Origin of the sequence: Perspicuibacillus lycopersici, assembly GCF_025660475.1 — a bacterium.
In the GTDB taxonomy this organism is placed as follows: domain Bacteria; phylum Bacillota; class Bacilli; order Bacillales; family Caldibacillaceae; genus Perspicuibacillus; species Perspicuibacillus lycopersici.
The window spans coordinates 678291-701454 of the sequence record NZ_JAOUSF010000001.1; the positions used below are offsets into that span (position 1 = coordinate 678291).

The 23164-nt window shown below is 36.1% G+C and carries 22 protein-coding genes; 9 read left to right on the top strand and 13 right to left on the bottom strand.

Going from position 1 to position 23164, the window contains the following annotated elements; genetic code table 11:
* Nucleotides 1-32: 32 nt before the first annotated feature.
* The 3 genes from OEV98_RS03255 to OEV98_RS03265 are packed head-to-tail and all read right to left on the bottom strand — an operon-like array spanning nt 33 to nt 3441.
* Nucleotides 33-1598: a type 2 periplasmic-binding domain-containing protein gene (locus tag OEV98_RS03255; protein WP_263071766.1), complete on the bottom strand. Its 1566-nt coding sequence runs from the start codon at nt 1596-1598 to the stop codon at nt 33-35.
* Between the two features lie 13 nt (nt 1599-1611).
* The gene (locus OEV98_RS03260; RefSeq protein WP_263071767.1) at nt 1612-2532 is read right to left on the bottom strand and encodes a carbohydrate ABC transporter permease; all 921 of its coding nucleotides are present in this window, start codon (nt 2530-2532) and stop codon (nt 1612-1614) included.
* A 15-nt stretch (nt 2533-2547) separates the two neighbouring features.
* Nucleotides 2548-3441 carry an ABC transporter permease gene (locus OEV98_RS03265; protein WP_263071952.1) on the bottom strand — a complete coding sequence of 298 codons (894 nt, stop codon included), beginning with the start codon at nt 3439-3441 and terminating at the stop codon, nt 2548-2550.
* A 296-nt stretch (nt 3442-3737) separates the two neighbouring features.
* Here OEV98_RS03265 and OEV98_RS03270 point away from each other — a divergent pair, with 296 nt between their 5' ends.
* Both OEV98_RS03270 and OEV98_RS03275 read left to right on the top strand, forming a co-directional pair.
* Nucleotides 3738-5444: a sensor histidine kinase gene (locus OEV98_RS03270; RefSeq protein WP_263071768.1), complete on the top strand. Its 1707-nt coding sequence runs from the start codon at nt 3738-3740 to the stop codon at nt 5442-5444.
* Nucleotides 5441-7072, top strand: coding sequence for a response regulator transcription factor (locus OEV98_RS03275; protein WP_263071769.1), 1632 nt, complete (start codon nt 5441-5443; stop codon nt 7070-7072). The genes OEV98_RS03270 and OEV98_RS03275 overlap by 4 nt, the downstream gene beginning before the upstream one ends.
* Before the next feature lie 174 nt (nt 7073-7246).
* Here the strand turns inward: OEV98_RS03275 and OEV98_RS03280 are convergent, their stop codons facing one another.
* The 3 genes from OEV98_RS03280 to OEV98_RS03290 all read right to left on the bottom strand — a co-directional run bounded on the left by OEV98_RS03280 (nt 7247) and on the right by OEV98_RS03290 (nt 9372).
* Nucleotides 7247-7921 carry an amino acid ABC transporter permease gene (locus tag OEV98_RS03280; protein WP_263071953.1) on the bottom strand — a complete coding sequence of 225 codons (675 nt, stop codon included), beginning with the start codon at nt 7919-7921 and terminating at the stop codon, nt 7247-7249.
* Between the two features lie 92 nt (nt 7922-8013).
* Nucleotides 8014-8883: a transporter substrate-binding domain-containing protein gene (locus tag OEV98_RS03285; protein WP_263071770.1), complete on the bottom strand. Its 870-nt coding sequence runs from the start codon at nt 8881-8883 to the stop codon at nt 8014-8016.
* Between the two features lie 291 nt (nt 8884-9174).
* Complete coding sequence (locus OEV98_RS03290) at nt 9175-9372, bottom strand: hypothetical protein (RefSeq protein WP_263071771.1); 198 nt, start codon at nt 9370-9372, stop codon at nt 9175-9177.
* Nucleotides 9373-9494: 122 nt separating this feature from the next.
* Here OEV98_RS03290 and OEV98_RS03295 point away from each other — a divergent pair, with 122 nt between their 5' ends.
* From OEV98_RS03295 to OEV98_RS03310, 4 genes are read left to right on the top strand one after another with little or no spacing between them, the layout of a single operon-like run.
* On the top strand, nt 9495-9806 hold the full coding sequence (locus OEV98_RS03295; RefSeq protein WP_263071772.1) for a hypothetical protein: 312 nt from the start codon (nt 9495-9497) through the stop codon (nt 9804-9806).
* The gene (locus OEV98_RS03300) at nt 9781-10095 is read left to right on the top strand and encodes a spore germination protein (RefSeq protein WP_263071773.1); all 315 of its coding nucleotides are present in this window, start codon (nt 9781-9783) and stop codon (nt 10093-10095) included. Before OEV98_RS03295 ends, OEV98_RS03300 begins: the two co-directional genes overlap by 26 nt.
* A gap of 8 nt (nt 10096-10103) precedes the next feature.
* Nucleotides 10104-11135, top strand: coding sequence for a spore germination protein (locus OEV98_RS03305; protein WP_263071774.1), 1032 nt, complete (start codon nt 10104-10106; stop codon nt 11133-11135).
* On the top strand, nt 11083-11757 hold the full coding sequence (locus tag OEV98_RS03310; RefSeq protein ID WP_263071775.1) for a GerAB/ArcD/ProY family transporter: 675 nt from the start codon (nt 11083-11085) through the stop codon (nt 11755-11757). The genes OEV98_RS03305 and OEV98_RS03310 overlap by 53 nt, the downstream gene beginning before the upstream one ends.
* Before the next feature lie 72 nt (nt 11758-11829).
* On the opposite strand, the gene OEV98_RS03315 is transcribed toward OEV98_RS03310, so the two are convergent.
* Nucleotides 11830-12090 (bottom strand): alpha/beta-type small acid-soluble spore protein, encoded by a 261-nt coding sequence (locus OEV98_RS03315; RefSeq protein WP_263071776.1) that lies wholly within the window; start codon nt 12088-12090, stop codon nt 11830-11832.
* Nucleotides 12091-12180: 90 nt separating this feature from the next.
* Complete coding sequence (locus OEV98_RS03320; RefSeq protein WP_263071777.1) at nt 12181-12789, bottom strand: GNAT family N-acetyltransferase; 609 nt, start codon at nt 12787-12789, stop codon at nt 12181-12183.
* Nucleotides 12790-13077: 288 nt separating this feature from the next.
* Between OEV98_RS03320 and OEV98_RS03325 the strand changes: the two genes are divergently transcribed.
* The 3 genes from OEV98_RS03325 to nhaC all read left to right on the top strand — a co-directional run bounded on the left by OEV98_RS03325 (nt 13078) and on the right by nhaC (nt 17319).
* Nucleotides 13078-14229 (top strand): aminotransferase class I/II-fold pyridoxal phosphate-dependent enzyme, encoded by a 1152-nt coding sequence (locus OEV98_RS03325; protein WP_263071778.1) that lies wholly within the window; start codon nt 13078-13080, stop codon nt 14227-14229.
* 260 nt (nt 14230-14489) lie between these two features.
* Nucleotides 14490-15467 (top strand): sigma-70 family RNA polymerase sigma factor, encoded by a 978-nt coding sequence (locus OEV98_RS03330; protein WP_263071779.1) that lies wholly within the window; start codon nt 14490-14492, stop codon nt 15465-15467.
* 454 nt (nt 15468-15921) lie between these two features.
* Complete coding sequence (gene nhaC, locus OEV98_RS03335; RefSeq protein WP_263071780.1) at nt 15922-17319, top strand: Na+/H+ antiporter NhaC; 1398 nt, start codon at nt 15922-15924, stop codon at nt 17317-17319.
* Nucleotides 17320-17464: 145 nt separating this feature from the next.
* Here nhaC and OEV98_RS03340 read toward each other — a convergent pair whose 3' ends face one another.
* The 5 genes from OEV98_RS03340 to OEV98_RS03360 form a co-directional block, all read right to left on the bottom strand.
* The gene (locus OEV98_RS03340) at nt 17465-18463 is read right to left on the bottom strand and encodes an ABC transporter ATP-binding protein (RefSeq protein ID WP_263071781.1); all 999 of its coding nucleotides are present in this window, start codon (nt 18461-18463) and stop codon (nt 17465-17467) included.
* Complete coding sequence (locus OEV98_RS03345; RefSeq protein ID WP_263071782.1) at nt 18460-19455, bottom strand: ABC transporter ATP-binding protein; 996 nt, start codon at nt 19453-19455, stop codon at nt 18460-18462. Before OEV98_RS03345 ends, OEV98_RS03340 begins: the two co-directional genes overlap by 4 nt.
* Nucleotides 19430-20377 (bottom strand): ABC transporter permease, encoded by a 948-nt coding sequence (locus tag OEV98_RS03350; protein WP_263071783.1) that lies wholly within the window; start codon nt 20375-20377, stop codon nt 19430-19432. The genes OEV98_RS03345 and OEV98_RS03350 overlap by 26 nt, the downstream gene beginning before the upstream one ends.
* Nucleotides 20377-21363 (bottom strand): ABC transporter permease, encoded by a 987-nt coding sequence (locus OEV98_RS03355; RefSeq protein WP_263071784.1) that lies wholly within the window; start codon nt 21361-21363, stop codon nt 20377-20379. Before OEV98_RS03355 ends, OEV98_RS03350 begins: the two co-directional genes overlap by 1 nt.
* A gap of 62 nt (nt 21364-21425) precedes the next feature.
* Nucleotides 21426-23096: an ABC transporter substrate-binding protein gene (locus OEV98_RS03360; protein ID WP_263071785.1), complete on the bottom strand. Its 1671-nt coding sequence runs from the start codon at nt 23094-23096 to the stop codon at nt 21426-21428.
* Nucleotides 23097-23164: the final 68 nt, after the last annotated feature.

Below are 23164 nucleotides of genomic sequence, written 5' to 3' on the forward strand. Positions count from 1 at the left end.
TGTTATTTCCCATATTTGCTTGCAATAGCCAATTAGTTGCCGCTATTTAGTGCTTCTTGGTATCGATCAAATGCTGATTGTTGAATTTCCATATATTCTTCAAATCCCATTTGATTTAACTGATCTAAATAGTCATCCCATTCTTCAGTAGCTCCACCTTCTACTACCCATTTTGCCTGCATGGAATATACATAATTTTCAATATCAACCTTTAATGTATTTAATCGTTGCAATTCTTCCACTGTAAAGTTAACACTTGGATATTGATCTCTAACATACATATTAATTTCTTTATCTAATGCAAGCTTCAATCCATCTCCACTATCTGTTGGCAATGTCACTTTGTCATTGAATCCTTCGCTTACATATTTAGGTCCAAAATCACGGAAGGAATTTACCCATGCAAATGTATCAGCAGATTCTCCTTCTGGTGCATCAAGTACTGTGTAAGTGCCATCATCATTCTTCTCTACGCCAACACCAAAGGAACCATAAAATGTTTGAATACTTGCATCTTCTGTGTAAAATTTATCGGCAAATTGTAAAATTTTCGCTGGATCCTCTGCTGCTGTTGTAATCATAAGTTCATTTCTTGAATATGTTTCCGCATCTGAAATAACATATTTTTGTCCATCTGGACCTGTTAAAGGTGGTAATGCAACATATTCGTCTTGATTTGGACCAAATGTTGCGTCTGCAGTCCAACCAACAGCAACACCAACTAGGGAAACATCTTCATTTTTACGTTTGGCATCACTCATAGAAGTATCTTCTGTAAACAATTCTTGGTCAATTAAGCCATCTACATATGCTTCGTGCATCCACTCAATACCTTCACGATAAGCTTCTTCTGTTGCCAAGAATGTTGGTTTTCCATCTTTTAATGCCATATATCCTTGTTTATCACTACCTCTTGTTAAACCAAATGGTAAGATGAAACTAAAGACATTATTTGCATTTCCTGCACCATATGGAATTTCATCATTTGGATCACCATTTCCATTAGCGTCCTGTTCTTTAAATGCTTTTAATACATCATAAAATTCTTCATATGTTTCTGGCATAGCTAATCCTAAGTTATCCAACCATTTTTGGTTAATAAATAATTGGTTTCCTGTTAATGGTCGTAATGGTAATTTTTTCGGTAAGCTATAAATATGACCATCTGGAGATGTTACAATGGCGCGTAATGTTGGATCTTCTTCAAACGCTTTCATTAAGTTTGGCATATTTTCTTCTATTAAATCTTCAAGTGGAATAAACACTCCTTGATTTTGTGCGATATCTGCATCTGTTAAGGTGATAGAACCCCAAAATGCATCTGGTAAATCGCCACCTACCATTAATACTGATTTTTTATCTCCCCATTCTGAATTTAAGTAAACATCCCAATCAATAGAAATGCCAACTTCTTTTTCGGTTTCCTCAACAAAACCTTTTAGAAAATCATCGCCCCAATCCGACCAACGGACAGTCGCTATTTTCACGGATCCATCATCTTCTTCAGACCCACCTGCTGAATTTTTATTACAACCAACTAACAAGCTGGCAACTAATGTGAAAGCGATTAAAATAAGTAATAGCTTTTTCTTAAACATACTTTCTTTCCCCCTATTCTTTTAATGAACCAATCATAACGCCTTGGTTGAAGTATTTTTGTAAAAATGGATATAAACACATAATTGGAACCGTCGAAATTACAATGGCAGCATACTTCATCATTTCTGATAATCTCCTCAATTCTGCTGCTAAATCACCTGAGGCAGTTCCTAGTAATGACTGATTAGAAATTAATATTCTTCTAAGAATTAACTGTAATGGCTGTAAATTTTCATTAGAAATATAAATTAAAGCATTAAACCATGAATTCCAAATTCCAACTGCAGTCCAAAGACCAATTACTGCTAAAATTGCCTTTGAAAGCGGTAGAATCATCGTAAAGAAGTATCGAATAGTTCCGCAACCATCCACCTGTGCCGCTTCCCATAAACCTTCTGGAATACTATTATTAAAAAACGTCCTTGCCACAATGATGTTATAACATGAAACCGAAAATGGTAATACCATTACCCAGAACGTATCGAGTAATCCAAAATCTTTCACTACGAGATACGTAGGTACTAATCCTCCACCAATAAACATTGGAATAATAAAGATAATCGAGAGCCACTTTCTTCCGAATAAATCTTTCCGAGATAGTGCATACCCTGCTGGAATATTAACAGCTAAGGCAATTAATGTTCCAACAATAGTATAAATAATTGTATTAAGATAGCCGCGCCATATTTGTTCCTGTTTCATGAGCTCGATGTAACCATCTAACTTCCACTCTTTTGGCCATAACCATACATTCCCATTTGCTACATCCGCCGGATTACTAAAGGAGGCAATAATGATGAACCAGAGCGGATAAATAATTAACACCATCATAAGAATTGCGATTCCATATACAGAAATATCAAAAATTCTATCCTTCCAGTTCTTATGAGGTTTCCTGTTTTTCGCCCTACTGATTTTTAATGATAATTCCACCTTTTCACCTCACCTCTATAACAAGCTTGTTTTCGTTAGCTTCTTGGATATCCAATTCACTAAAAGAAGGATTGCTAAATTGACTACTGTATTAAATAATCCAATAGCGGTTGACAGGCTATACTGGAAATTTTGCAATCCTACTTTATAAACATAGGTTGAAATAATTTCACTGCCAGTTAAGTTTAATGGATTTTGCAGTAATAGTACCTTTTCAAAGCCAACACTTAAAAGACTTCCTGCCCGTAATATTAGTAATATCATAGCCGTAGGTATTAATAATGGTAGATCAATATGAAGAATCTTTTGCATTTTGCTAGCGCCATCCATAGTTGCCGCCTCATAATACGTTGGATCAATTGCAGATAACGCAGCTAAAAAGATAATACTGTCCCAACCAACATGCTGCCAGACATCACTCCAAACATAAACACTACTAAATAAAGAAGGATCGGATAAAACATTAGGCATTTCTATACCAAATAATCCTAAAAAATTTGCAACCAACCCATTGCTCGGGGATAAGAATATTAATATCATCCCACACATTACCATCGTAGATATAAAATGCGGTAAGTAGGTTGTTACTTGAAATACCTTTTTAAACATTCCAATCCGTATTTGGTTACAAAGTAATGCCAATGCAATTGGTAATGGAAATCCTACTAAAACACTGTACAAGCTAATCACTAATGTGTTTTTTAATGTAAGATCAAATTGATAGGAATGAAAATATTGAATAAAGTGCTTAAACCCAACCCAAGGACTTTCCAATATTCCTAATGCAGGAGAATAGTCTTTAAATGCCATAACTAACCCATACATAGGTATATACGTAAAACAAACTAATAAAATCAGTGATGGCAGCAGCAACACATATAATGGTCCACTTTTCTTAAACTGCTTCATCCGTTTAGTCCTTTTTGTTTGGGAAGGTAAAACTGTCGGTGCAATATTTTGCTGCGTCACAATATTTTTCAAATATTACCCTCCTTTCTTTGATATAATCATTATATGAAAACGCATTCAATCCTAAATAGAAGAAAACAGACCTTGATTTATTACTAAACGGCAAACTTTTTTCTATTTTCCTTCGGAATATAACACTATTCCGTTTAAATTTTTCCGTTTAAATCTGAATAATGTTATTTTGCATGCACATCTTTACCTATCCTATTTATTTCAGGAAATTGGGAGTTGGTTTAATGAAAATACCAGACAAAAATTCCTCTCATTCTATTAATTATTATTCGAAAGTATTAGTAGTAGTTATTATTACTGTATTATTAATTAATGTCTTTGTGAGCATATTAACAATTTCTATTACACGACAGCAAAGTATTGAAAATATTACGAATACAATTAATCTCTACTTAAAACAAGTACAGCAAAAGTTTAATTCAGTCGAACATTTTATGATATGGACTGTATTGAACGAACCATTAATTGATGATATTAATGATGCAAAGGATTATTATGAATTCGCCGATAGCATTGACAATTTCCGTTCACGTGTCATTGATTATCAATATTCTACTGGTGAAGAATATCAATTTTTCTTATTACTAAAAAAGGAAAACTACTTTTTTAATAGTTCTCCCATTAATGTGAATTATTCTGAGTATCTTAAGATTAAAGATTACTTCCTAAGTGAAATAGAAAAATTCCAAAGCTATGAGAATATGAAAACATGGAAAACATTTGAATTAAATAATAACTATTACCTATACCACTTAATAGATTATGAGGATCGCGTGTTTATTTCGTTAATATCTGTAAATGATATTTTATTACCGTTAAAGGATATCAACTTAGGGAATAAAGGTGCCATTATAATGGAAAATGATGCAGGGACATATCTTACAAATGCAACAGAAGAGCTGTCCTTACAAAATAATACTCAAAAGCCATTAGCTATTAGCTATCTTCGCTTTAAGGAGAAAGAAATTGATTTACCATTTTCATTACATGTGTATGTCGACAATGTAAGTGCTTTTAAAAGGATTATGATTGCACAGCTTTCCTTAACATTCGCAACGGTTGTCATCAGTATTATTTTAATTATGATCTTAATCTACATTAAGAATAAGCTTCTCTACCCGATACAGGCATTTTCGAATAACCTGTCAAAAATCAACGACAGTAATGAGGCAATCGATTTTAATAATAGTAATATTAAGGAACTTGAACAAGCAAATGTACAATTCAAGGATTTGATAAAAGAAATTAGGAAATTAAAGATTAATATATATGAGCAAGAGTTGGAGAAGCAAAATATTCAAATGGATTTTATGAAACTCCAAATCAAGCCACATTTTTATATTAATTGTTTAACGACAATCTATAGCATGGCTCAATTAGAAATGTATAAGGAAATACAAGAAATGACATTATCTACCTCCAAGTACTTCCGTTATTTGTTTCAAACAAAGCAAAACTTTGTAAAATTAGAAAAAGAATTAGACCATATTAATGACTATTTAGCCATACAGAAATTACTCCATGGTCCAACATTTACCTTTGAACGATATGTGGAAAATGGCGTGGAAAACGCCAAAATCCCTCCACTTGTCTTACAAACATTTATTGAAAATTCAATTAAACATATTCGTTCATATGATAAACAAATTAAAATTACATTGCGAATTCAATCAGTAGAGAACGAAGGATTACTTAAAATGGTAATAACCGATAATGGTCAAGGATTTCCGAAAGACATATTGGAGAAATTGCAGAACAATAAATCTTTATCCTCTGTAGACGGAAGTCATATTGGGATTAATAATGTCATCTCCAGACTACAACTCTTATATTCTGAGAAATTTAAGATAGATTTTTCCAACGCCAAAACTGGTGGTGCGGTTGTTATGTTATTAATACCAAATGATGTATTTGAAGGAGTGGAAGTATGAACTTGTTAATTGTTGACGATGACAGATATGTTATTGCGTCTTTAGAAAAAAAGATGGATTGGCACGGATTAGGCTTCGAACAAGTTTACACTGCGAACAATATTCGGCAAGCTATGGAAATATTTCATAAACACCAAGTCGATATTCTAATATCAGATATTGAAATGCCACATGGAAGTGGATTAGAGCTATTGGCCTGGATTCGATCGGAGGGCTATAATGTCCAAGCAATTTTATTAACCAATTTCGCTGATTTTAATTATGCGCAAAAGGCAATTGAACTCCAAAGCTTTGAATACTATTTAAAGCCTATCGAATTCGATAAACTGGAATTCATTATAAAAAAAGCAATTAAAAAAGCTACCATTAGTCAGCGGAACGAAAGTATTACAAGTAGCTATACACAACGAAATAAAGAGAAGCTAGTAGAGCATTTTTGGTTTTCATATGTAACATACAATCGTTGCTTTACTCGAGCGGAACTTCAGGAGCATTTGCAAATGAACTGTATCGATTACTCATTGAATGACTGTTTCTTTCCAATTCTCTTAAACTTTTATCCATACCAATTAATTGATAATAAAAAAATTATCTCTATTTTTGATGCGAAACCTATCGATAGTCAGCTAGTAACAATTATTAAAGAAACGGTAGAGAGTCATCCACTAAAATTAGATGGATTTCTCAAACTACGGACAAAAAAAGAGGAGTATTTAGCGATCTTTAAAGTGGTAGATTCCAAGATTGAATTAACTGCTAGTGATTTACGTAAGCTTAGTAAGCATCTGATCAATCCGCTCACCATAAAGTTACAATGTGATGTTCAACTATGTGTTGACTCCATCGGGAAACTAGAAGATATTCCACAGATGGTACAAAAACTACAAGCAATGCACGAGGAATCGATAAACTATCGAAATAATGTATTTTCCTTGCAAACTTATAAAAAAAGTGAAGCAACCTACGTCATTCCTAATTTACAGTTACTTGAGGAATATCTTGATAACGGCGCGAATATTGATTTTATCAATTATTGTAAACAGTATATTACAAGCTTAGTTGAAAAGAATGCTTTAAATCATACGGTATTAAGTAGCTTTCGTTTAGATATTACACAGCTAATCTATACTCAATTAAAGAAAAAGGAAATTCTTGCACATAAATTATTTCATGGGGAAGTAGATGATTTTTTACTCCAGCAGTCATCTAGATCAATAGAGGATTTAATAACCTACATCACGTATTTAGTAGATGTATCTATCGATTATATGGCATTTACCAACTCGAAAAAATCCGTAGTCAAAACCATTTGTGATTATATTGATCAAAACTATCAGGAAAATATCACTAGAGTGGAGCTTGCTAAAATTGTTTATCTAAGTCCAGATTACATCGCGAGAATTTTTAAAAAGGAAAAAGGTATTTCCCTGTTCAATTATATTATTAAGAAACGAATCGATATTGCAAAAGAATTACTAGTAAACACAAACCTACCCATTCATCTAATTTCCGACAAAGTTGGTTATGGAAATTATTCCTATTTCACCAAGCTGTTTAAGCAAGAAACGAACTGTACCCCGTTGGATTATCGAAAAAAGCATGGCATTTGTTCAGAAATCGATGTATAGTTTCAAATTATTCTTATTGATTAAAAAGATCGCAGAGAATTGTTTTCCTGCGACCTTTTTGTAATAGGATACCTAACCTTATAGGAATGTAATGATAAGCACTGGAGAATTAACTTGGAAGGATACAAAAAAACTGCAACGAAATGGCGAAAACCTTTTGAGCAGTCTATTTATTTAAATATTATATTGTTTTTCTATTCTATTTTGAAGTACCTCCACGATAGAGCATATTCCCCAATAAATGAAGGCAACTAGTATGTACATTGTCATGTAGTCTAATTCCCTTCCTCCTACTATTTTCGCCTTTTGAAAAAGCTCAGGAACTGTAATCATGGCAGCCAATGATGAGCTTTTTATCAAATCTAATAGGACATTTACTAATGGAGGGAGCGCTATTTTTGTTGCTTGTGGTAATACGATACGAGTCAAGGTTTGCCAATAGTTCATACCTAAAGTATATGCTGCCTCCCACTGTCCCCTCTCAATGGCTTGTAATGCGGAACGATTAATCTCCGCCATATAAGCAGCACTGTTCAAGCTAAAACCAATAATGGCTGCCGTTATTGCTGAGAATTCGATTCCAATCAATGGGAGTCCGAAATAAAGAAGAAACAATACTACTAATATAGGAACTCCTCTCATAAACGAAATATATAATCGCGATGGCAACTGTAATATAAGATGATCAGACATCCTTCCCAATGCCAAAAAAAAGCTAAAAAATAATCCGAAAACCATACTAACCAATGAAATTAGCATTGTATAGCCGATTCCTTGCATGACATAGGGAACGGATCGTATCGCCAATAACGGGTCAAAAATATATTCCCATTGAATATTGCTCACAATTTCACCCTCCTGCCGAACGATAATAGAAACGAAAGAAAACTGCCCAATGCACGAGCAGTTTTAATTAGCAAAATTCACAGACACCGAAGCTATTAATATTGTAAGTCTGGTTTTACAGTAACATCTTCACCAGAGAAAAATTGCTTGGAAAGCTCGCTAATCGTTCCATCCGCTAGCATTTCCTGAATTGCTTTATTAATATTTTCTTGCAGTTCTACTTCATCTTTTTTCATTATAATTCCTACACCGTCATCAGGTATACCAAATTTCAAATCTGGATGAATTGTAATATTTAAATCTGGATAATATTCAATTGCTTGCATCTGTAAATAGTAGTCATTAATGATTAGGTCCGTTCTTCCTGCCGCTACATCACGCAAATAAAGTTCATTTGTCGCATTGTCATAAATGACCTCCTCTGCCCCATATTTCCGGGCAATATCCATGTAGACGGTCGTTGCTTCACCAGCTGCTTTTTTCCCTTTTAAATCCTCTACCGTTTCAATCCCCGATAGATCATCTTTTCTAACAATAGCTGTTGCAAACGAATATTTATATGGAGTCGAAAATGCAAACTTCTCTTTTCTATCGTCAGTAATCGAAATATCATTTGCCGCTATATTTACTTGACCACTATTTACAGAAGTAAGCATTCCATCAAAGCCCATTTCCACAAAATCAGCTTCTAAGCCCAATCGTTTCGCCATCTCTCGTACGACTTCCACTTCAAAACCTGTTAACTTATCCGATTCTGAATCATGGAAGGACGATGGATAAAGTGTTCCAGAAGTTGCAACCGTTATTTTTCCTTCTTCTTTCACAATATCCCAAGCTGTTTTTTCCTTCGAATTTTCGGTACTATTCTCTTTCGTTTCTGAATCATTACTACATGCTCCTAGCAAAACTAAAAAAGCAAATAAAAGTGCAACGAAACTATTTTTTTTCATTTGAAGTTTCTTCATGTTTGTTCTCCTCCTTGTAGTAAATCCAAAAATTACCCTATCACCTCCATATGAATATAGCAAATAATTTGATTAGTATTCAATCATCATTTATTTAATAGCTAATAAAAGATGGATTCACATAATTATTGTTAAAGAAAATCGTTCACCGACCTTTTTCTCTTAAATAACAACAATTCTTTTGAAAATCAGTCTCAAAAAAAGAAGGTCATCCAAACCTTCTTTAATAGATTAGATTTATTTGTGCCACTCATCAACTTTCCACATTCCACTTTCCTTTCTCTTAATTCATTACTGTTCACTTTTCGTACTTTTCTCCGTTTTTTCCTTTTTTAAACTACTGATGATGGGCAGTGGCTTACTGTTCATAACAAACCAAATAAGAATCGGAGCTAAAATATTTAATACGATAGATGCGATGATAATCGTCCAAACAAACCAGCTTGCATTAAGCACATAAATATAAAAAAAGTTGTGGTAAAAATCCATTAAGCGCTCCTTCTTCCATTAGATAAGCAAAACTATTTTGTCCAAGGTAATGGAAATCATACATATTATGGAATAAATTGCCTATACTATCGGTACAGAATTTTTTGGAGGAGTATGTTTCCATGGCTGAAGCAATCGCGAAGAAACTGGAGCAATTATTTAAAAAGGATGTTAAGGAAAATATTAAACTCATCAAAGATTTATTAGGTGGAAACGCGGATTTTGCTTCGAGAGAATTTATTCTACATCCAAAAGAAAACTTAAGGGCAGTTTGCTTCTTCACAGAAGGATTAACGAATACTCAGGAAGTAGAAAATGCGATTCGAGCATTTATTTATGGTGCACCGAAACTGATGGATGGTAATACCCCATTGACAGATAAGGCTTTTGCGGAATGGGTGAAAATAGATGTTCTATTTAATTTCATCCATTAAGCTAATTACTGATTCGCAGGAAGGGATTGAAGCCATTCTTTCTGGTGATACATTATTTTTACTAGATAAATTTGATAAAGCTATCATCGTCTCTTCCAAAGGATGGGAAGCACGTTCGATTGCAGAGCCGCAAACAGAGCAAGTTGTCCGAGGTCCAAGAGATGGGTTTACGGAAAGTTTTCGTACCAATACAGCACTAGTGCGAAGAAGAATTAAAGACCCGCTTTTTGTTATCGAAGAAATGAAAATTGGAACAAAATCAAAAACTACGAAAATCCTGCGTACTTGAAAGGGACAGTGAAAGAAGGTCTTGTTGAGGAAGTCAAAAAGAGATTAGAAGGTATAAAAATTGATTCCGTGCTAGAGAGTGGATATATTGAGGAGCTAATAGATGATGCACCATACTCCCCGTTTTCAACCATTCAAAGTACGGAGCGTCCAGATAAGGTAGCCTCTGCCATTTTTGAAGGAAGAGTCGCTGTATTTGTGGATAACACTCCTTTCGTTCTTATCATGCCTGCTTATTTTTGGCAATTTTTACAGGCAAGTGATGATTACTACTCGAATTATTTAATGGGATCCTTTTTCCGAATGATTCGGTATACAGCATTTATCATCAGTTTAACGTTAACTTCGATTTATGTAATGCTAGCAAGCTTTCATCAGGAGATGATTCCAACGACACTGGCACTTACTATTGCTTCTGGTAGAGAAGTAGTACCCTTTCCTGTTTTATTAGAAGCTTTACTTATGGAGCTAGCTTTTGAGCTTATGAGAGAAGCAGGATTGCGAATGCCAAAGCCTGTAGGGCAGGCAGTCAGTATTGTTGGGTCCTTAATTGTAGGTCAAGCAGCCGTTCAAGCAGGAATTGCATCACCATTTATGGTTATTATCGTTGCTATTACTGGAATATCTTCCTTTGCTGTTCCTAACGATTCCGCTTCATACTCGATACGATTAATTCGCTTTCCAATGCTTTTCGCCTCGGGTACTTTAGGCTTACTTGGATTTGCAACAATGTTTGTATTAATTGCTATTCATACATTATCGCTTCGTTCCTTTGGGGAGTCCTATCTTGCTCCAGCAACCCCATTTAAACCTTCCGATCAAAAGGATGCAGTCGTTCGTTTCCCTTGGTGGAGTATGAAAAGTCAGCCTGAACTTGCAGAAGGACAGGAGGATCGACTGGGGGATGAGCAAATTCCAAAGCCGCGGGATATTTTTTGGACTGGAGGTTATTGCAAGACTTGCCTTAATCGGAGTGTTCTCTGCTTTAGTGTTAAATATATTAATTATTATGGGTTCGCTTGCAGAATTCGATATTCGTGAGTTATTGCCTACCTTTCAGTCTGGCTTGTTTTCCACCATTTGGGCAAGTAGGTTTCATAATACCGATTGGGCATTAGCAGTTATGATGGCATCGATAATCTTGCCATTAGTGAAAGATAAATCGAGCTGGAAAAAATTGGGGCTTACTGGAATTGCATTTGCTGGATTATTTGTTGTCATTTGGCCAATATTAGAGGTTGGTGTCCTCTCAGCGGAAGTAACTGCCAAATACAATCTTTCCTGTATGCAATTAGCAAGAAGTGCTCATATTGGGCTGTTCTTTCACCGCTATGAGATGATAATGGTTGCCTTTTTTGCTTTGTCGAATTTAACGCAAATAATGATGTCCTTACTCTGTGCCTCTGTCTCTTTGCAAAAGCTTATTGGCTTAAAGGATTATCGACCAACGATAATCCCGGTTGGACTAATACTTGGCGGATTTTCCTATTGGATCGTGTTTGACCACCGACGCGCCATTGAATTTGTTGAAACGCCTTGGGTCATTTATGCTATGGCAACGGCGATTGGGTTACCTTTAATTATCCTCCTACTTGGTACCATATTAAAAAAGAAATTACGAAAAAAGACTACTACAGATACTTCTGCCAAGTCCTCTAGTTAATAGTAGTGGATTCAGGAATCACTCAAGTTTCAATCATCGTAAGGAAAAGTAGCGAACCTCAGGAAATGCTCGCTACTGCTTTTTTCTTAAGTTTTCTTCCGCCATCTTAACTAATTCCTTCACCATACTTCCACCTAAACGACCGCCAACTTTCCCTGCCTGTTCTGCTGTAAGATTCCCGTTATATCCCTTCTTAAGTGGAACACCTGCTTCCTCTGCTGCTTCAAACTTTGCTTGATCGGGATTAGTTGTTCCAGCCACTTTCGCCTTTAGCTGGTCTAGTCCTTGACGTGCCTCTGGTACTAAAATTTTATTTCTGTTTTTTCGTGCCATGTATATCACTCCTTTACCATTAAAGTTTCCAATCTACGGGAAAACATTACTGGTAATACAAGGGGGGAATCACTCCAGTCTCTTTTTCCATTACCTTTCAATAAGCTTTACCATATAGTCATATGGATGTTGATTAATTGTAATCACTTTTTGTTTCATGTACCCTAATTTTTTGTACATACCTTTAGCAACTGGATTATTTTGTGCAACATTTAAAGAAACTTTTGTAAAGCCTTGCTGCTTTGCAATATTTTCTACTACTTTTATAAGCTTTGTACCAATTCCATAGCCCTGAAATCTTTCGCTTACACATAATGTATCAATATAAAAATCTTCAATATCCGCTTCCTGATCAAAGGCAATCATTTGATTGTTCCCCTGCCTTCTTAAATATTGCAAAATTGGCTCGTCCAACTTTGCAGCATTCGCTCCAGCGTAGAAAATGACTATCCCAATGACATCTCCTAATGCTTCTGCTACTACTGCATTTTGATAGCTAAGCCGATTATTTTCTTCACGGAAATAAAGCTTGAGCATTTCCTGAATTTTTTCCTTTTTAGTTTGTCCAGTCAGCTGATTCGCAATGTCGTCAATGGCAAGATGAATAAGTTTAGCGGCTTCCAGTGCATCATTTTTCTTTGCCATTCGGTATGTAATGTTCGAAATAAGCTCCTCATCAACATGTTGATTTCTTTTCATGTACTTTGCTTCCTTCTTCAAAATTCTTTTAAATGCAATACGAAATAAATAAATGTCCTCGCCTTTTATAGGTAACCAATTGATTCTATACTTAGTTCTTAGTTCGATAAAAAAGTCCTCTTTCTTTAGAACAGTCCTATGTTGATTATATAATATTTTATAATGACCAAATAGACCTGTAACATAGTAACAAAATGGAGAATAATAAAATATCTTAATATTTCATACTTTTATTTCTAATGTAAAATAGTATAATAGATTGTAAAAACTCAACAAGGAGCACTTACGATGAATCATTTACTAAATCCAGAAGTACAATCCATTCAAATTTCTGGCATCAGACAAATAACAGATCAATTTAAAAAATATCCTGATGTTTTATCACTAACAATTGGTGAACCAGACTTTAAAACACCTAAAATTGTGAAAGAAGCAGGAAAATCAGCGATTGACGATAATTTATCCTTTTATGCTCCAAATGCTGGAATTCTACAGCTAAAAAAAGCAGCCACTGATTTTGTAAATCAGCACTATCGGCTAAACTATAATGAAGAGGACGAAATTATTGTTACTAACGGTTCCACTGAAGGAATCTTTATTGCATTAAAGACAATCCTTAACAAAGGGGATGAAGTTATCATTCCTACACCTACCTACCCAGGATATGAACCAGTCATTACATTATGTGGTGCGAAACTTGTCCCGATTGATGTGACAGGTAGTGATTTTAAATTAAAAAAGGAACAACTTCTAAATAGCATCACCGAAAAAACGAAGCTATTGATTCTACCCTATCCTTCCAACCCCACTGGTGTTTCCTTAACCGAAGAGGATGTGAAGGAATTAGTTTCCGTGTTAAAAGACAAGGATATCTTTGTTTTGTCGGATGAATTATATAGTGAAATCACCTTTGAAGGAAAGCATGTATCGATTGCAAGCTATCAAGAAATGCGGGAAAAAACGATTGTAATAAACGGCCTATCTAAATCCCATGCGATGACTGGCTGGCGTGTTGGGTTTGTGTTTGCCCCTGCATATTTAATAAAGGAAATGGTAAAGGTCCATCAATATGTCATTGTAAGTGTCAACTCCATTGCACAATATGCCGGGATTGATGCCCTTCAAAAAGGTATGTCCGATGTAAGTTACATGCGCGATGAATATCAACGGAGAAGAGATTTTCTATACAATGGTTTAACGAAGCTCGGCTTCCAAGTCGTAAAACCAACAAGTACCTTTTATATGTTCCCGGAAATCTCTGCTTTTTCCAATGACTCTTATGAATTTACTATGGATTTATTAAAGAATGCTCGAGTTGGCGTACTTCCAAGTACAGTCTTTACCCATGGTGGGAATAAACATTTACGGATTTCCTTTGCTTCTCCAATCGAAAAGCTTGAAGAGGCACTAACGAGAATGCAAAAGTATTTAGGAAAATAATTGATTGAAATTATTAATAGGAATAGTTGATGACACGAAAAGGACTGCGAAAAGGTGATTCTTACTTTGCAGTCTTTTTTGCTTTTTATGGACAATTTTTTTGGCAATGAACTTATAAATATAAAATGTTTAACATTCTCCCTTTATTTCTTTCTTCATACTAAACTAAAATTAATATAGAGATTTTTATATATTTATGACCGATTTTCCTATTTTCCTACGTCTAATTAATGAATAGTTGAAAGGAGGTTCTTGACGAAATGAACTGGACAGACGATGTACTTGTTCATAAATCGTTACAAGGAAATTATGATGCATATGCAGAACTCGTCCACCGATATTCCAATCTCGTGTATGGATTAGCACTCAGTAGAACAAGAGATTCTTATATTTCTGAGGATATTGCACAGGAAGTTTTTGTTAAGGCATGGATGAAGCTCCCTCAATTGAGCGAAGGAGAAAAGTTTTCCCATTGGATTATGAAGATAACGAAAAATCAGTGCACTGATTTTTTTCGAAAAAAGAATCAACATACATTGATGGAAAATTTCCCAGAAAATAACAAAGTGGACGACTCAAACAGTATTCAGGCAATGGTATGGGAAGCACTTCAACAAATAGAAGAAAAATATCGGATTGTTATCGTAATGAATTATATTTCCGGATATACAGCAAAGGAGATTGGGAATTTGCTGCAGCTATCCTCTAGTGCCATTGAAAGCAGATTACGAAGAGGAAAAGAAAAATTAAAAAAGGAGCTGTTAATAGAAATGTCAGAATCATTTGGTGGAAAACGAGTACGAGAAGAGTTTGCGGAAGAAGTGATGTGGCGTATTGTCCCAAGAATTGCTACGATTGAAATTCCTGTAACAAATCTTCCAAAATCGATTGCTTGGTACAGTAAGTTACTTGGATTGAAAGCAGTGTACCAGGATGAAAACAGCTGTATGCTGCATCTTCAAGGATCTAGTCGAATCGGAGTTCCGACCATTTACCTTGTAAAAACAGAGGATGAAAGGAGATTACTATTTAAAAATACGTTCACTGGAATTATTCATAGTGTGATTGATTTTTATATAGATGATTTGGAAAGATTCCATCATTATTTACAGCAAGAAGGTGTCAAAGTAACGAACCTTAATTACTTTCCCGGGACAAAACAAGGGGGATTTGGCTTTGAAGATCCCGATGGAAATCTCCTATCCGCAACAAATGTCACCCATTCTGGGCAGATTTAATTACAATAAAACCCTATAGATAGGATATTCCTCCTATAGGGACAAAAAAATAAAATAAACTACTTGAAATTCTTCGGAAACATGTTATAGTAATTATAAATTCTTTAACACATAAAAGCGTAAAAGCGTTTATGCGTTTAAGTGTTAAAGTAAATACAACTAACCGAAGAACGACCGAAGTAATTCCATTGTGGGCAGCATATAGAGACTGAATGGTTGCTGAAAATTCAGGCAGCAATGAGAATGAAATACACCGTTTTTCCTATCGGTTTTCTTAAGAGTGAATGAGCAAATGGTTCATTAACTAGGGTGGTACCGCGGAGAACATCTTCGTCCCTAATTTGGGAGAAGGTGTTTTTTATTTTGCCTAAGTTTTACTAGTTAGATTAGCAAGGAAGTAATTTCACAAACTTCACATTTAAGGTTAAGTACTTTACTTCAAGGAGGAAATTACATGTTTAATATTAAGGCAATCATTCATCCATCATTGGTTGAGTCTATTTTAATCACCATTTTCATTATTTTTATTAACGGTGTCAGTATGATTACGTTTGGGGCATCTCCTCAAATCCCTATCATAATTTCTATTGTACTTTTAATATTATTTGGATTATGGAAGAAGATCCAATTTACAAAGCTTGAGAGTAGTATGGTCGAAGGTGCAAAATCAGGTTTATCCGCTATTTTTCTATTCTTTTTTATTGGTATATTAATTGCTACATGGATGCTAAGCGGAACGATTCCTACCTTACTATTTGCAGGTCTACAAATTGTCACACCGAGCTTTTTCTATGCTATTGTTTTTATTCTTACTGCTATTGTTGGTGTAGCAATCGGCAGCTCACTTACGACAACAGCTACTGTCGGCGTTGCATTTATCAGCATTGCGGCAGCTATTGATGTATCGTTAGCAATTACCGCAGGAGCAATTGTTTCAGGTGCGTTTTTCGGGGATAAAATGTCTCCTTTGTCTGACACAACAAATATTGCATCCGCAATCCTAAAGGTTGATTTATTTGAACATATCAAAAATATGACATGGACAACTGCTCCAGCCTTCATGATCAGTGCCATCGTATTTGCAATACTTTCTCCGAATGTGGATAGCGCTGATTTTATTAAATTATCTAGCCTTCAGGATACACTATTAGAAACCGGACTTATCCATTGGTATAGTTTACTACCGATTATCATACTCGTTATTTTTGCAATTAAAAAAGCTGCTGCCTTACTTACATTAGCGATAAATTCTATCGTTGCAATTGTGCTTTCCTATTTCCATCAAGGTCCATCTATAAAAGAACTTATGAATATTCTGTTTGATGGCTATGTTGCAAATACTGGAAATGACGTGGTCGATAGTCTTCTTACTCGAGGAGGAATGAATAGTATGATGTTCACCGCGTCCCTAGTGTTATTAGCACTAAGCATGGGAGGACTACTTTTTTCATTAGGAATTATTCCGACACTATTACAGTCGATAGCAAGTGTCTTGAACAAGGTGAGTAATGTAATAGTAGCTGCTGCCCTTACGGCTATCGGTGTGAATGTTTTAATCGGGGAGCAATATTTATCGATTATTTTAACAGGAGAAGCTTTTCAAAATCATTTTGCAAAGCTAGGTCTTGCGAATAAGAATTTATCACGGGTTTTAGAAGATGCTGGAACGGTTGTAAATCCATTAGTTCCATGGAGTGTTTGTGGGGTATTTATTGCAAATGTTCTAGGGGTTTCTACTTTAGCATATCTTCCTTTTGCATTTTTCTGCTTGTTATCACCTATTCTTACAATTTTATTTGGAATAACAGGTAAAACTATCACGATGAAACAAAAAGTGAATGTCCCACTATAATATACAAGCGGGTATGCTTTTTCCAGATGAGCAAAAAGAAAGCCAACTGCTCACGCATAATAAGCGTACCCGCTATTTTTTGCAATATTTTTCCTTAACTTCTAGCTGCCCTTATACAATATAAATCAAACATCTTCGTTGTCTTTTAAAACACAATCTTTTCCTTATCATAATGATAACAGGCAACAAAATGACCATTGCTTACTTCTTCAAGTGCTGGCATTTTTTCCTTACATTCATTGGATGCTAACGGACAACGATGGACAAACGGACAACCTTTTCTTCCTTCACCTAAGTCTGGAGGCTCGTTTGTCATATCCTTTAAATTAATTTGGGATTCACTGCCCGGTGTAGCCGATAGCAATAATTGTGTATAAGGATTTAATGGATGCTTTATTAATTCCTTAGACTCAGCTATCTCCATAACCTTCCCACCATATAAAACCATTATCCGGTCCCCAAAGTAGCGGGCAGATGCTAGGTCATGGGTAATATATAAATACGATAAATCCAATTCTTGCTTTAAATCATTCATTAACTGCAAAATTCCTGCACGTATCGATACATCTAACATGGAGGTTGGTTCATCTGCAACAATAAATTGCGGATTTACCGCTAATGCTCGCGCAATGGCAAGTCGCTGCCTTTGCCCTCCAGATAATTCATGTGGGTATTTTTTTCGTATTTCATTTACAGGAGTTAAACCAACCTGTACTAATAAATCGGTTATTTTTTGATCTAACTCCTGTCCTTTAAATCCTTGATGCTTTTTCAGTGGGAATTTCACATGGCTTTCAATTGTTTTTACAGGATTTAAAGAACCAAAAGGGTCTTGAAAGATCATTTGTGCCACTTGTCGGTACTTCGCAAGTGATTTGCCTTTGTAATCATTTATTTCCTCGCCGTCCACCAAAATCTTACCATCCGTTGGTTTTAGTAATCGCACTAATGCCCGACCAATTGTCGTTTTGCCACTACCTGATTCACCAACTAATGCCAATGCTTCACCTTTTTTTATTTTTAGACTAACTTTATCCACAGGTGTGATAAAGCGATTTTTTTTATTTCCACGGACTGGAAACTTGATGACTAAGTCCTCAACTTCCACTAGTGTCGCGGATTCTTTGCTAGCTGCTTCTTTCATGACTTAACCACCTCTTTTCTCTCTACATCATAAAGATGGCACTCGATCTCGCGGTTATTCACCTTGCTAATAGCCGGCCGCTCTATTCGGCATCGCTCATTTGCAAATGGACAACGTGGATGATAGGCACATCCACTAGGTAAATCGACAAGATCTGGTGGATTTCCTGGAATTCCTTCAATGGAAACCTCATCTGCAGTCAAATGTGGAATAGCATGAATAAGACCTTGCGTATACGGATGATGTCCTTCTGCTTGCTTTAGCGATTGACTATCTGTTACTTCTACAAATCTACCAGCATACATAATCGCAACCTTTGAAGCTAGTTCGGATACTAGGCTAAAGTCATGACTAATAAATAGAATGGCAAACTTTTTAACCTTTTGAATTTCTTTAATTTTATCTAGTATCGAGCGCTGAACAACTACATCTAACGCTGTCGTAGGCTCATCCATTATTACTAATTTTGGATCTAACGCAATGGCAATTGCAATGACGACCCGCTGTCTCATGCCTCCAGAAAGCTCATGTGGGTAACTCTTCAAATGGGATGGATCGATACTTACAATTTCCATTAACTCTACTGCTTTTGCTCTTGCTTCTTTCTTTGACATTTTTTTGTGATGACTAAGCAAAACATCTAGAATTTGTGCTTCAATTGTTAACACTGGGTTTAGTGCATTCATAGCACTTTGAAATACCATGGACATTTGACTCCAGCGGAATTTTTGAAGTTCCTTTTTATCCATTTGGTAAACGTCTTTTCCGTTTACTTTAATGGTTCCATTTGTTAACACCGCACTATTTTTCAATAATCGCATAATGGCATTGCCAAGGGTGGATTTCCCAGATCCAGATTCTCCGATTAAACCAACAATAGTATTTTCATAGATTTTTAAGGAGACATCATTCACTGCTTGAACCATTCCTGCCTGGGAATCATATGCTACTGAGACATTCTCAAGTTCAAGCACGGGCTGCTTTGCTTCCATGATTCTTCCTCCTTTTTTGCACCTTCAAACGAGGATTGGTGATTTGGTCTACTGCAAAGTTCATCAATACTAAACTAAGTCCGACTAAGCCAATTCCGAGTCCAGGAGGAATAAACCACCACCATGCTCCACGAATCAGTGCTGCATTATTACTTGCCCAATAAAGCATCGTACCCCAGCTTATCGAATTAATGTCTTCAAAGCCAAGGAAAGCTAAACCAGCTTCAGCAAGAATTGCTCCCAATGTTGCGAACATAATATTTCCTGCGATAATCGACATCATATTTGGACAAATTTGTGTGACCATGATTCGGAAGGAGGACATTCCGGACATTTTTGCTGCTAATATAAAATCACGGTTTGCGAGTGTCATTGTTTGGGCACGAAACACCCTTGCACCCCATGCCCAGCCAGTTAACGCAATTATTAGGCCAGTTAAATAAGGAGAAGAAGCTGTTAAATACGCCTGAATAACAATCATTAAGGCTAGACCAGGCATTACTAGGAAAATATTCGTAATAAAACCAAGAATAGCGTCGGTCAAACCACCTCTGTATCCGCCGACAACACCAAATATTAAGCCTATGATGGTCGATAAGATACCAGCACCAAACCCGACAACCATTGTACTTCTTGCACTATAAATAAACTGTGAATAAATATCTTGACCTGTGTTCGTCGTACCAAACCAATGGTCAGCAGTTGGTGACAAGTTCGGCACATGAATGGCAGCACTCGGATCATACGGTGCTATTATCGGTGCAAAAATAGCAATTACCACAAAAATACAAAAGATAATGAAACCCACTGTCGACTTTGCATTGGAAAAGAACGGTAGAAAGATACGGAAAATTTTCCGGAAATTTCCTCCTTTAGGGGCTTCCATACTTGGTTGAGATGCCGGTGATATATTTGTTTGCATTAGTTAGCACCCCCTGTACGAATTCGTGGATCGAGACGACTATATAATAAGTCCACAATTAAGTTTGCTACTAGCACAGCAACAGCAATTAATAGAAAGGATGATTGTATCATTGGGAAGTCCTGTGATTGTACGGCGTCTGTTAATAGATTTCCAATCCCTGGATAAGAAAAAACTTGCTCTGTTAAAATAGAGCCACTCACTACATTCCCAATCGCAATCGCAAAGCTTGTTAATTGTGGTAAAATTGCGTTTCTTGCCGCATAAGAAAACATTAAACGTGAAGTTTTTACACCCTTTGCTTCAGCAAATGTTACATAGTCCTCACCAAGTGTGTAAATCATATTGTTACGCATACCAACAATCCACCCGCTCAAGCCACCAAGTAATAATGTTAGTCCTGGTAAAAATGCATGATTCCAAACACTTAAAAGGTATTCGCTTGTAAATCCAGGCGTAATTGCTGGATCATACCCGTGCGACATCGGAAACCAATCTAATTTGAATCCAAAAACAAAAACAAATAAAAGTGCGACCCAGAAGTAAGGTAATGCTTGGAAAGCCATTGAAACGATAGGTAGTGTATTATCAAGGAACCCTTTTCTTTTCCATGAAATATAAACCCCTAATGCAGTCCCTAGAAAAACAGAAATTAGTGTTGCGACACCTACAAGACCAATGGTCCACGGTAAACTTGATCCTATCATACTACTTACAGGCGTTGGATATTGCATAAAGGACAAGCCCCAGTCAAAGGAAAATAGGCCACGAAGGTAGTCAACATATTGCTGCCATAAACTCGATTCTCCAATACCATAAGCCTTCTTCATTGCTTCTAATGCAGATGTTGTTAGCTGTCCTTGAAATTTTGCAAACATGGCATCAGCCGGATTCCCTGGCATCATCCGTGGCAAAATGAAATTTATCGTAATCGCTGCCCATAATGATAGGATAAAAAAACCGATGCGATTAATAACATAGCGCATTGTTTTCCCTCCAGTTGGTAGAATAATGATCGGAAAAGGCTTTCGCCTTTTCCGTCTTTAGATTAATTCGCTGGTTTTAAATTAGAAATAGTAATCGCAGGTGCCGGCCAGTTGAATGGCGCAGGATTCACATAAGGATTCTCTTCTGTTGGCCAGCCAACAAAGTTTTCTGTTCGATATTCATACCATACTGGACCATTTACTAATGGAATAGTTGGCAAATGCTCTACCATCACATTTTGCAAGTAATAAATTGATTCTCTTTGTACTTCCTCATCAGTTGTGCTTTGATAATTTTGTAATGCTTCATCGGTTTTCGGATCGCTCCATTGTTGGAGATTCCAAGATCCATTACTGTTTAACATATCTTGATATTGACGGTACGGATCTGGTCCTGCATTTGTCCATGAAATGGCTAAGTCATATTCTCCATTTTGAACATTTGTTGCATATGTTGCATATTCCGGCATATCTACAGTCACTTCAATACCCATACTTGTTAACGATTGGGAAATTAACTGTGCCATAGTTGCCCAGTCAGTCCATCCAGATACTGTTTGTAAAGTGAAGGATAATTTTTCTCCATCTGGTGAAACAAAGATTCCATCACTACCTTTTTTATAGCCTGCATCTTCTAATGTTTGGACTGCTTTATCAACATTTAATTCAAATTCCAATTGATCCTTTGGAATACTTGGATCAATCCATTTTTCATCCCTTGGCAAAATCAATGCTGTTGTGCTTGGTAATGGATCATAACCAGAAGCTGCTTGATCCGATAATTTTTGGCGATCAATTGCTAAACTGATTGCTTTACGAACAGCAACATCGCTTAAGATAGGATTTTTCAAGTTTGGATATAAGGTTACGTTATTACTTGCTGGGAACCAGAAATGGTTATGGTCTGGGTCCTGTGCAACAAATACGTTCTCAGCATCCGGAATGAAAATTCCCGCCCAATCAATTTCACCTTTTGCAAGTGCCAACTGCTCACTATCATTCCCACTAAATGCTGGGAACTGAAGCTCATTAATTACATATTTATCAGCATCATAGTGATTTTCATTTTTCACCATCTTGTAAAGCTGAGAAGTAAAGGAGCTTAATACGTATGGACCAGTACCAACTGGATCCGTTACTTGTACTTTCGATGGATCGCCTAAGTCTTTCCAAATATGTTCAGGAACGATTAATGATCCTAACACATAGCTTTGGAATGGAACGTTTGCTTGATCAAAGTTGAAAGCAACCGTATAATCATCCTGCTTCTCAACAGATGTGACTTGTGCCCAAATTCCAGAAGTATCCGCTGCAGGATAATCCTTTAATAGCTGGAAGGTAAACACGACATCATCTGCAGTAAACGCCTCTCCATCTGACCATTTCGCATTCTGACGAAGCTTAGCAACTAAAGTAGTATTGTCATTTGTCCATTCATATTCTGTAGCTAGCATTGGATATTCCTGACCACTAACATTATCAAAATACCAAAGTGACTGATAAATCAAACCATTCGTTCCACCCATTGCAGTATTAGAAAACGGATTGAAGTTTTCTTGCCATTGACCAGCAGGAGAAAGTCCGATAATCAATGGTTTTGTCTCACCACTACTACTTTCATTTCCAGATTCATTTTGATTTCCCGAGGAACTCTTGTCTGTACATCCAGTTAACACAAGTGCAAATGCAATCATCACCATTAACAATGTCAATACACGTTTTTTAAACTTCACTTTTTATCCCCCTCTTTTTTTTAGCGGTCCATCCAATTTATAATCAGCAATAAGAACAAAAGACGCAT

Bases quoted from the DNA above. Each gene is read 5' to 3' on its own strand.
- OEV98_RS03255 (WP_263071766.1), bottom strand. From the start codon at position 1,598: ATGTTTAAGAAAAAGCTATTACTTATTTTAATCGCTTTCACATTAGTT.
- OEV98_RS03265 (WP_263071952.1), bottom strand. From the start codon at position 3,441: ATGAAGCAGTTTAAGAAAAGTGGACCATTATATGTGTTGCTGCTGCCA.
- OEV98_RS03270 (WP_263071768.1), top strand. From the start codon at position 3,738: ATGAAAATACCAGACAAAAATTCCTCTCATTCTATTAATTATTATTCG.
- OEV98_RS03275 (WP_263071769.1), top strand. From the start codon at position 5,441: ATGAACTTGTTAATTGTTGACGATGACAGATATGTTATTGCGTCTTTA.
- OEV98_RS03285 (WP_263071770.1), bottom strand. From the start codon at position 8,883: ATGAAGAAACTTCAAATGAAAAAAAATAGTTTCGTTGCACTTTTATTT.
- OEV98_RS03290 (WP_263071771.1), bottom strand. From the start codon at position 9,372: ATGGATTTTTACCACAACTTTTTTTATATTTATGTGCTTAATGCAAGC.
- OEV98_RS03295 (WP_263071772.1), top strand. From the start codon at position 9,495: ATGGCTGAAGCAATCGCGAAGAAACTGGAGCAATTATTTAAAAAGGAT.
- OEV98_RS03300 (WP_263071773.1), top strand. From the start codon at position 9,781: ATGTTCTATTTAATTTCATCCATTAAGCTAATTACTGATTCGCAGGAA.
- OEV98_RS03315 (WP_263071776.1), bottom strand. From the start codon at position 12,090: ATGGCACGAAAAAACAGAAATAAAATTTTAGTACCAGAGGCACGTCAA.
- OEV98_RS03320 (WP_263071777.1), bottom strand. From the start codon at position 12,789: ATGAAAAGAAATCAACATGTTGATGAGGAGCTTATTTCGAACATTACA.
- OEV98_RS03325 (WP_263071778.1), top strand. From the start codon at position 13,078: ATGAATCATTTACTAAATCCAGAAGTACAATCCATTCAAATTTCTGGC.
- OEV98_RS03330 (WP_263071779.1), top strand. From the start codon at position 14,490: ATGAACTGGACAGACGATGTACTTGTTCATAAATCGTTACAAGGAAAT.
- nhaC (WP_263071780.1), top strand. From the start codon at position 15,922: ATGTTTAATATTAAGGCAATCATTCATCCATCATTGGTTGAGTCTATT.
- OEV98_RS03340 (WP_263071781.1), bottom strand. From the start codon at position 18,463: ATGAAAGAAGCAGCTAGCAAAGAATCCGCGACACTAGTGGAAGTTGAG.
- OEV98_RS03345 (WP_263071782.1), bottom strand. From the start codon at position 19,455: ATGGAAGCAAAGCAGCCCGTGCTTGAACTTGAGAATGTCTCAGTAGCA.
- OEV98_RS03350 (WP_263071783.1), bottom strand. From the start codon at position 20,377: ATGCAAACAAATATATCACCGGCATCTCAACCAAGTATGGAAGCCCCT.
- OEV98_RS03355 (WP_263071784.1), bottom strand. From the start codon at position 21,363: ATGCGCTATGTTATTAATCGCATCGGTTTTTTTATCCTATCATTATGG.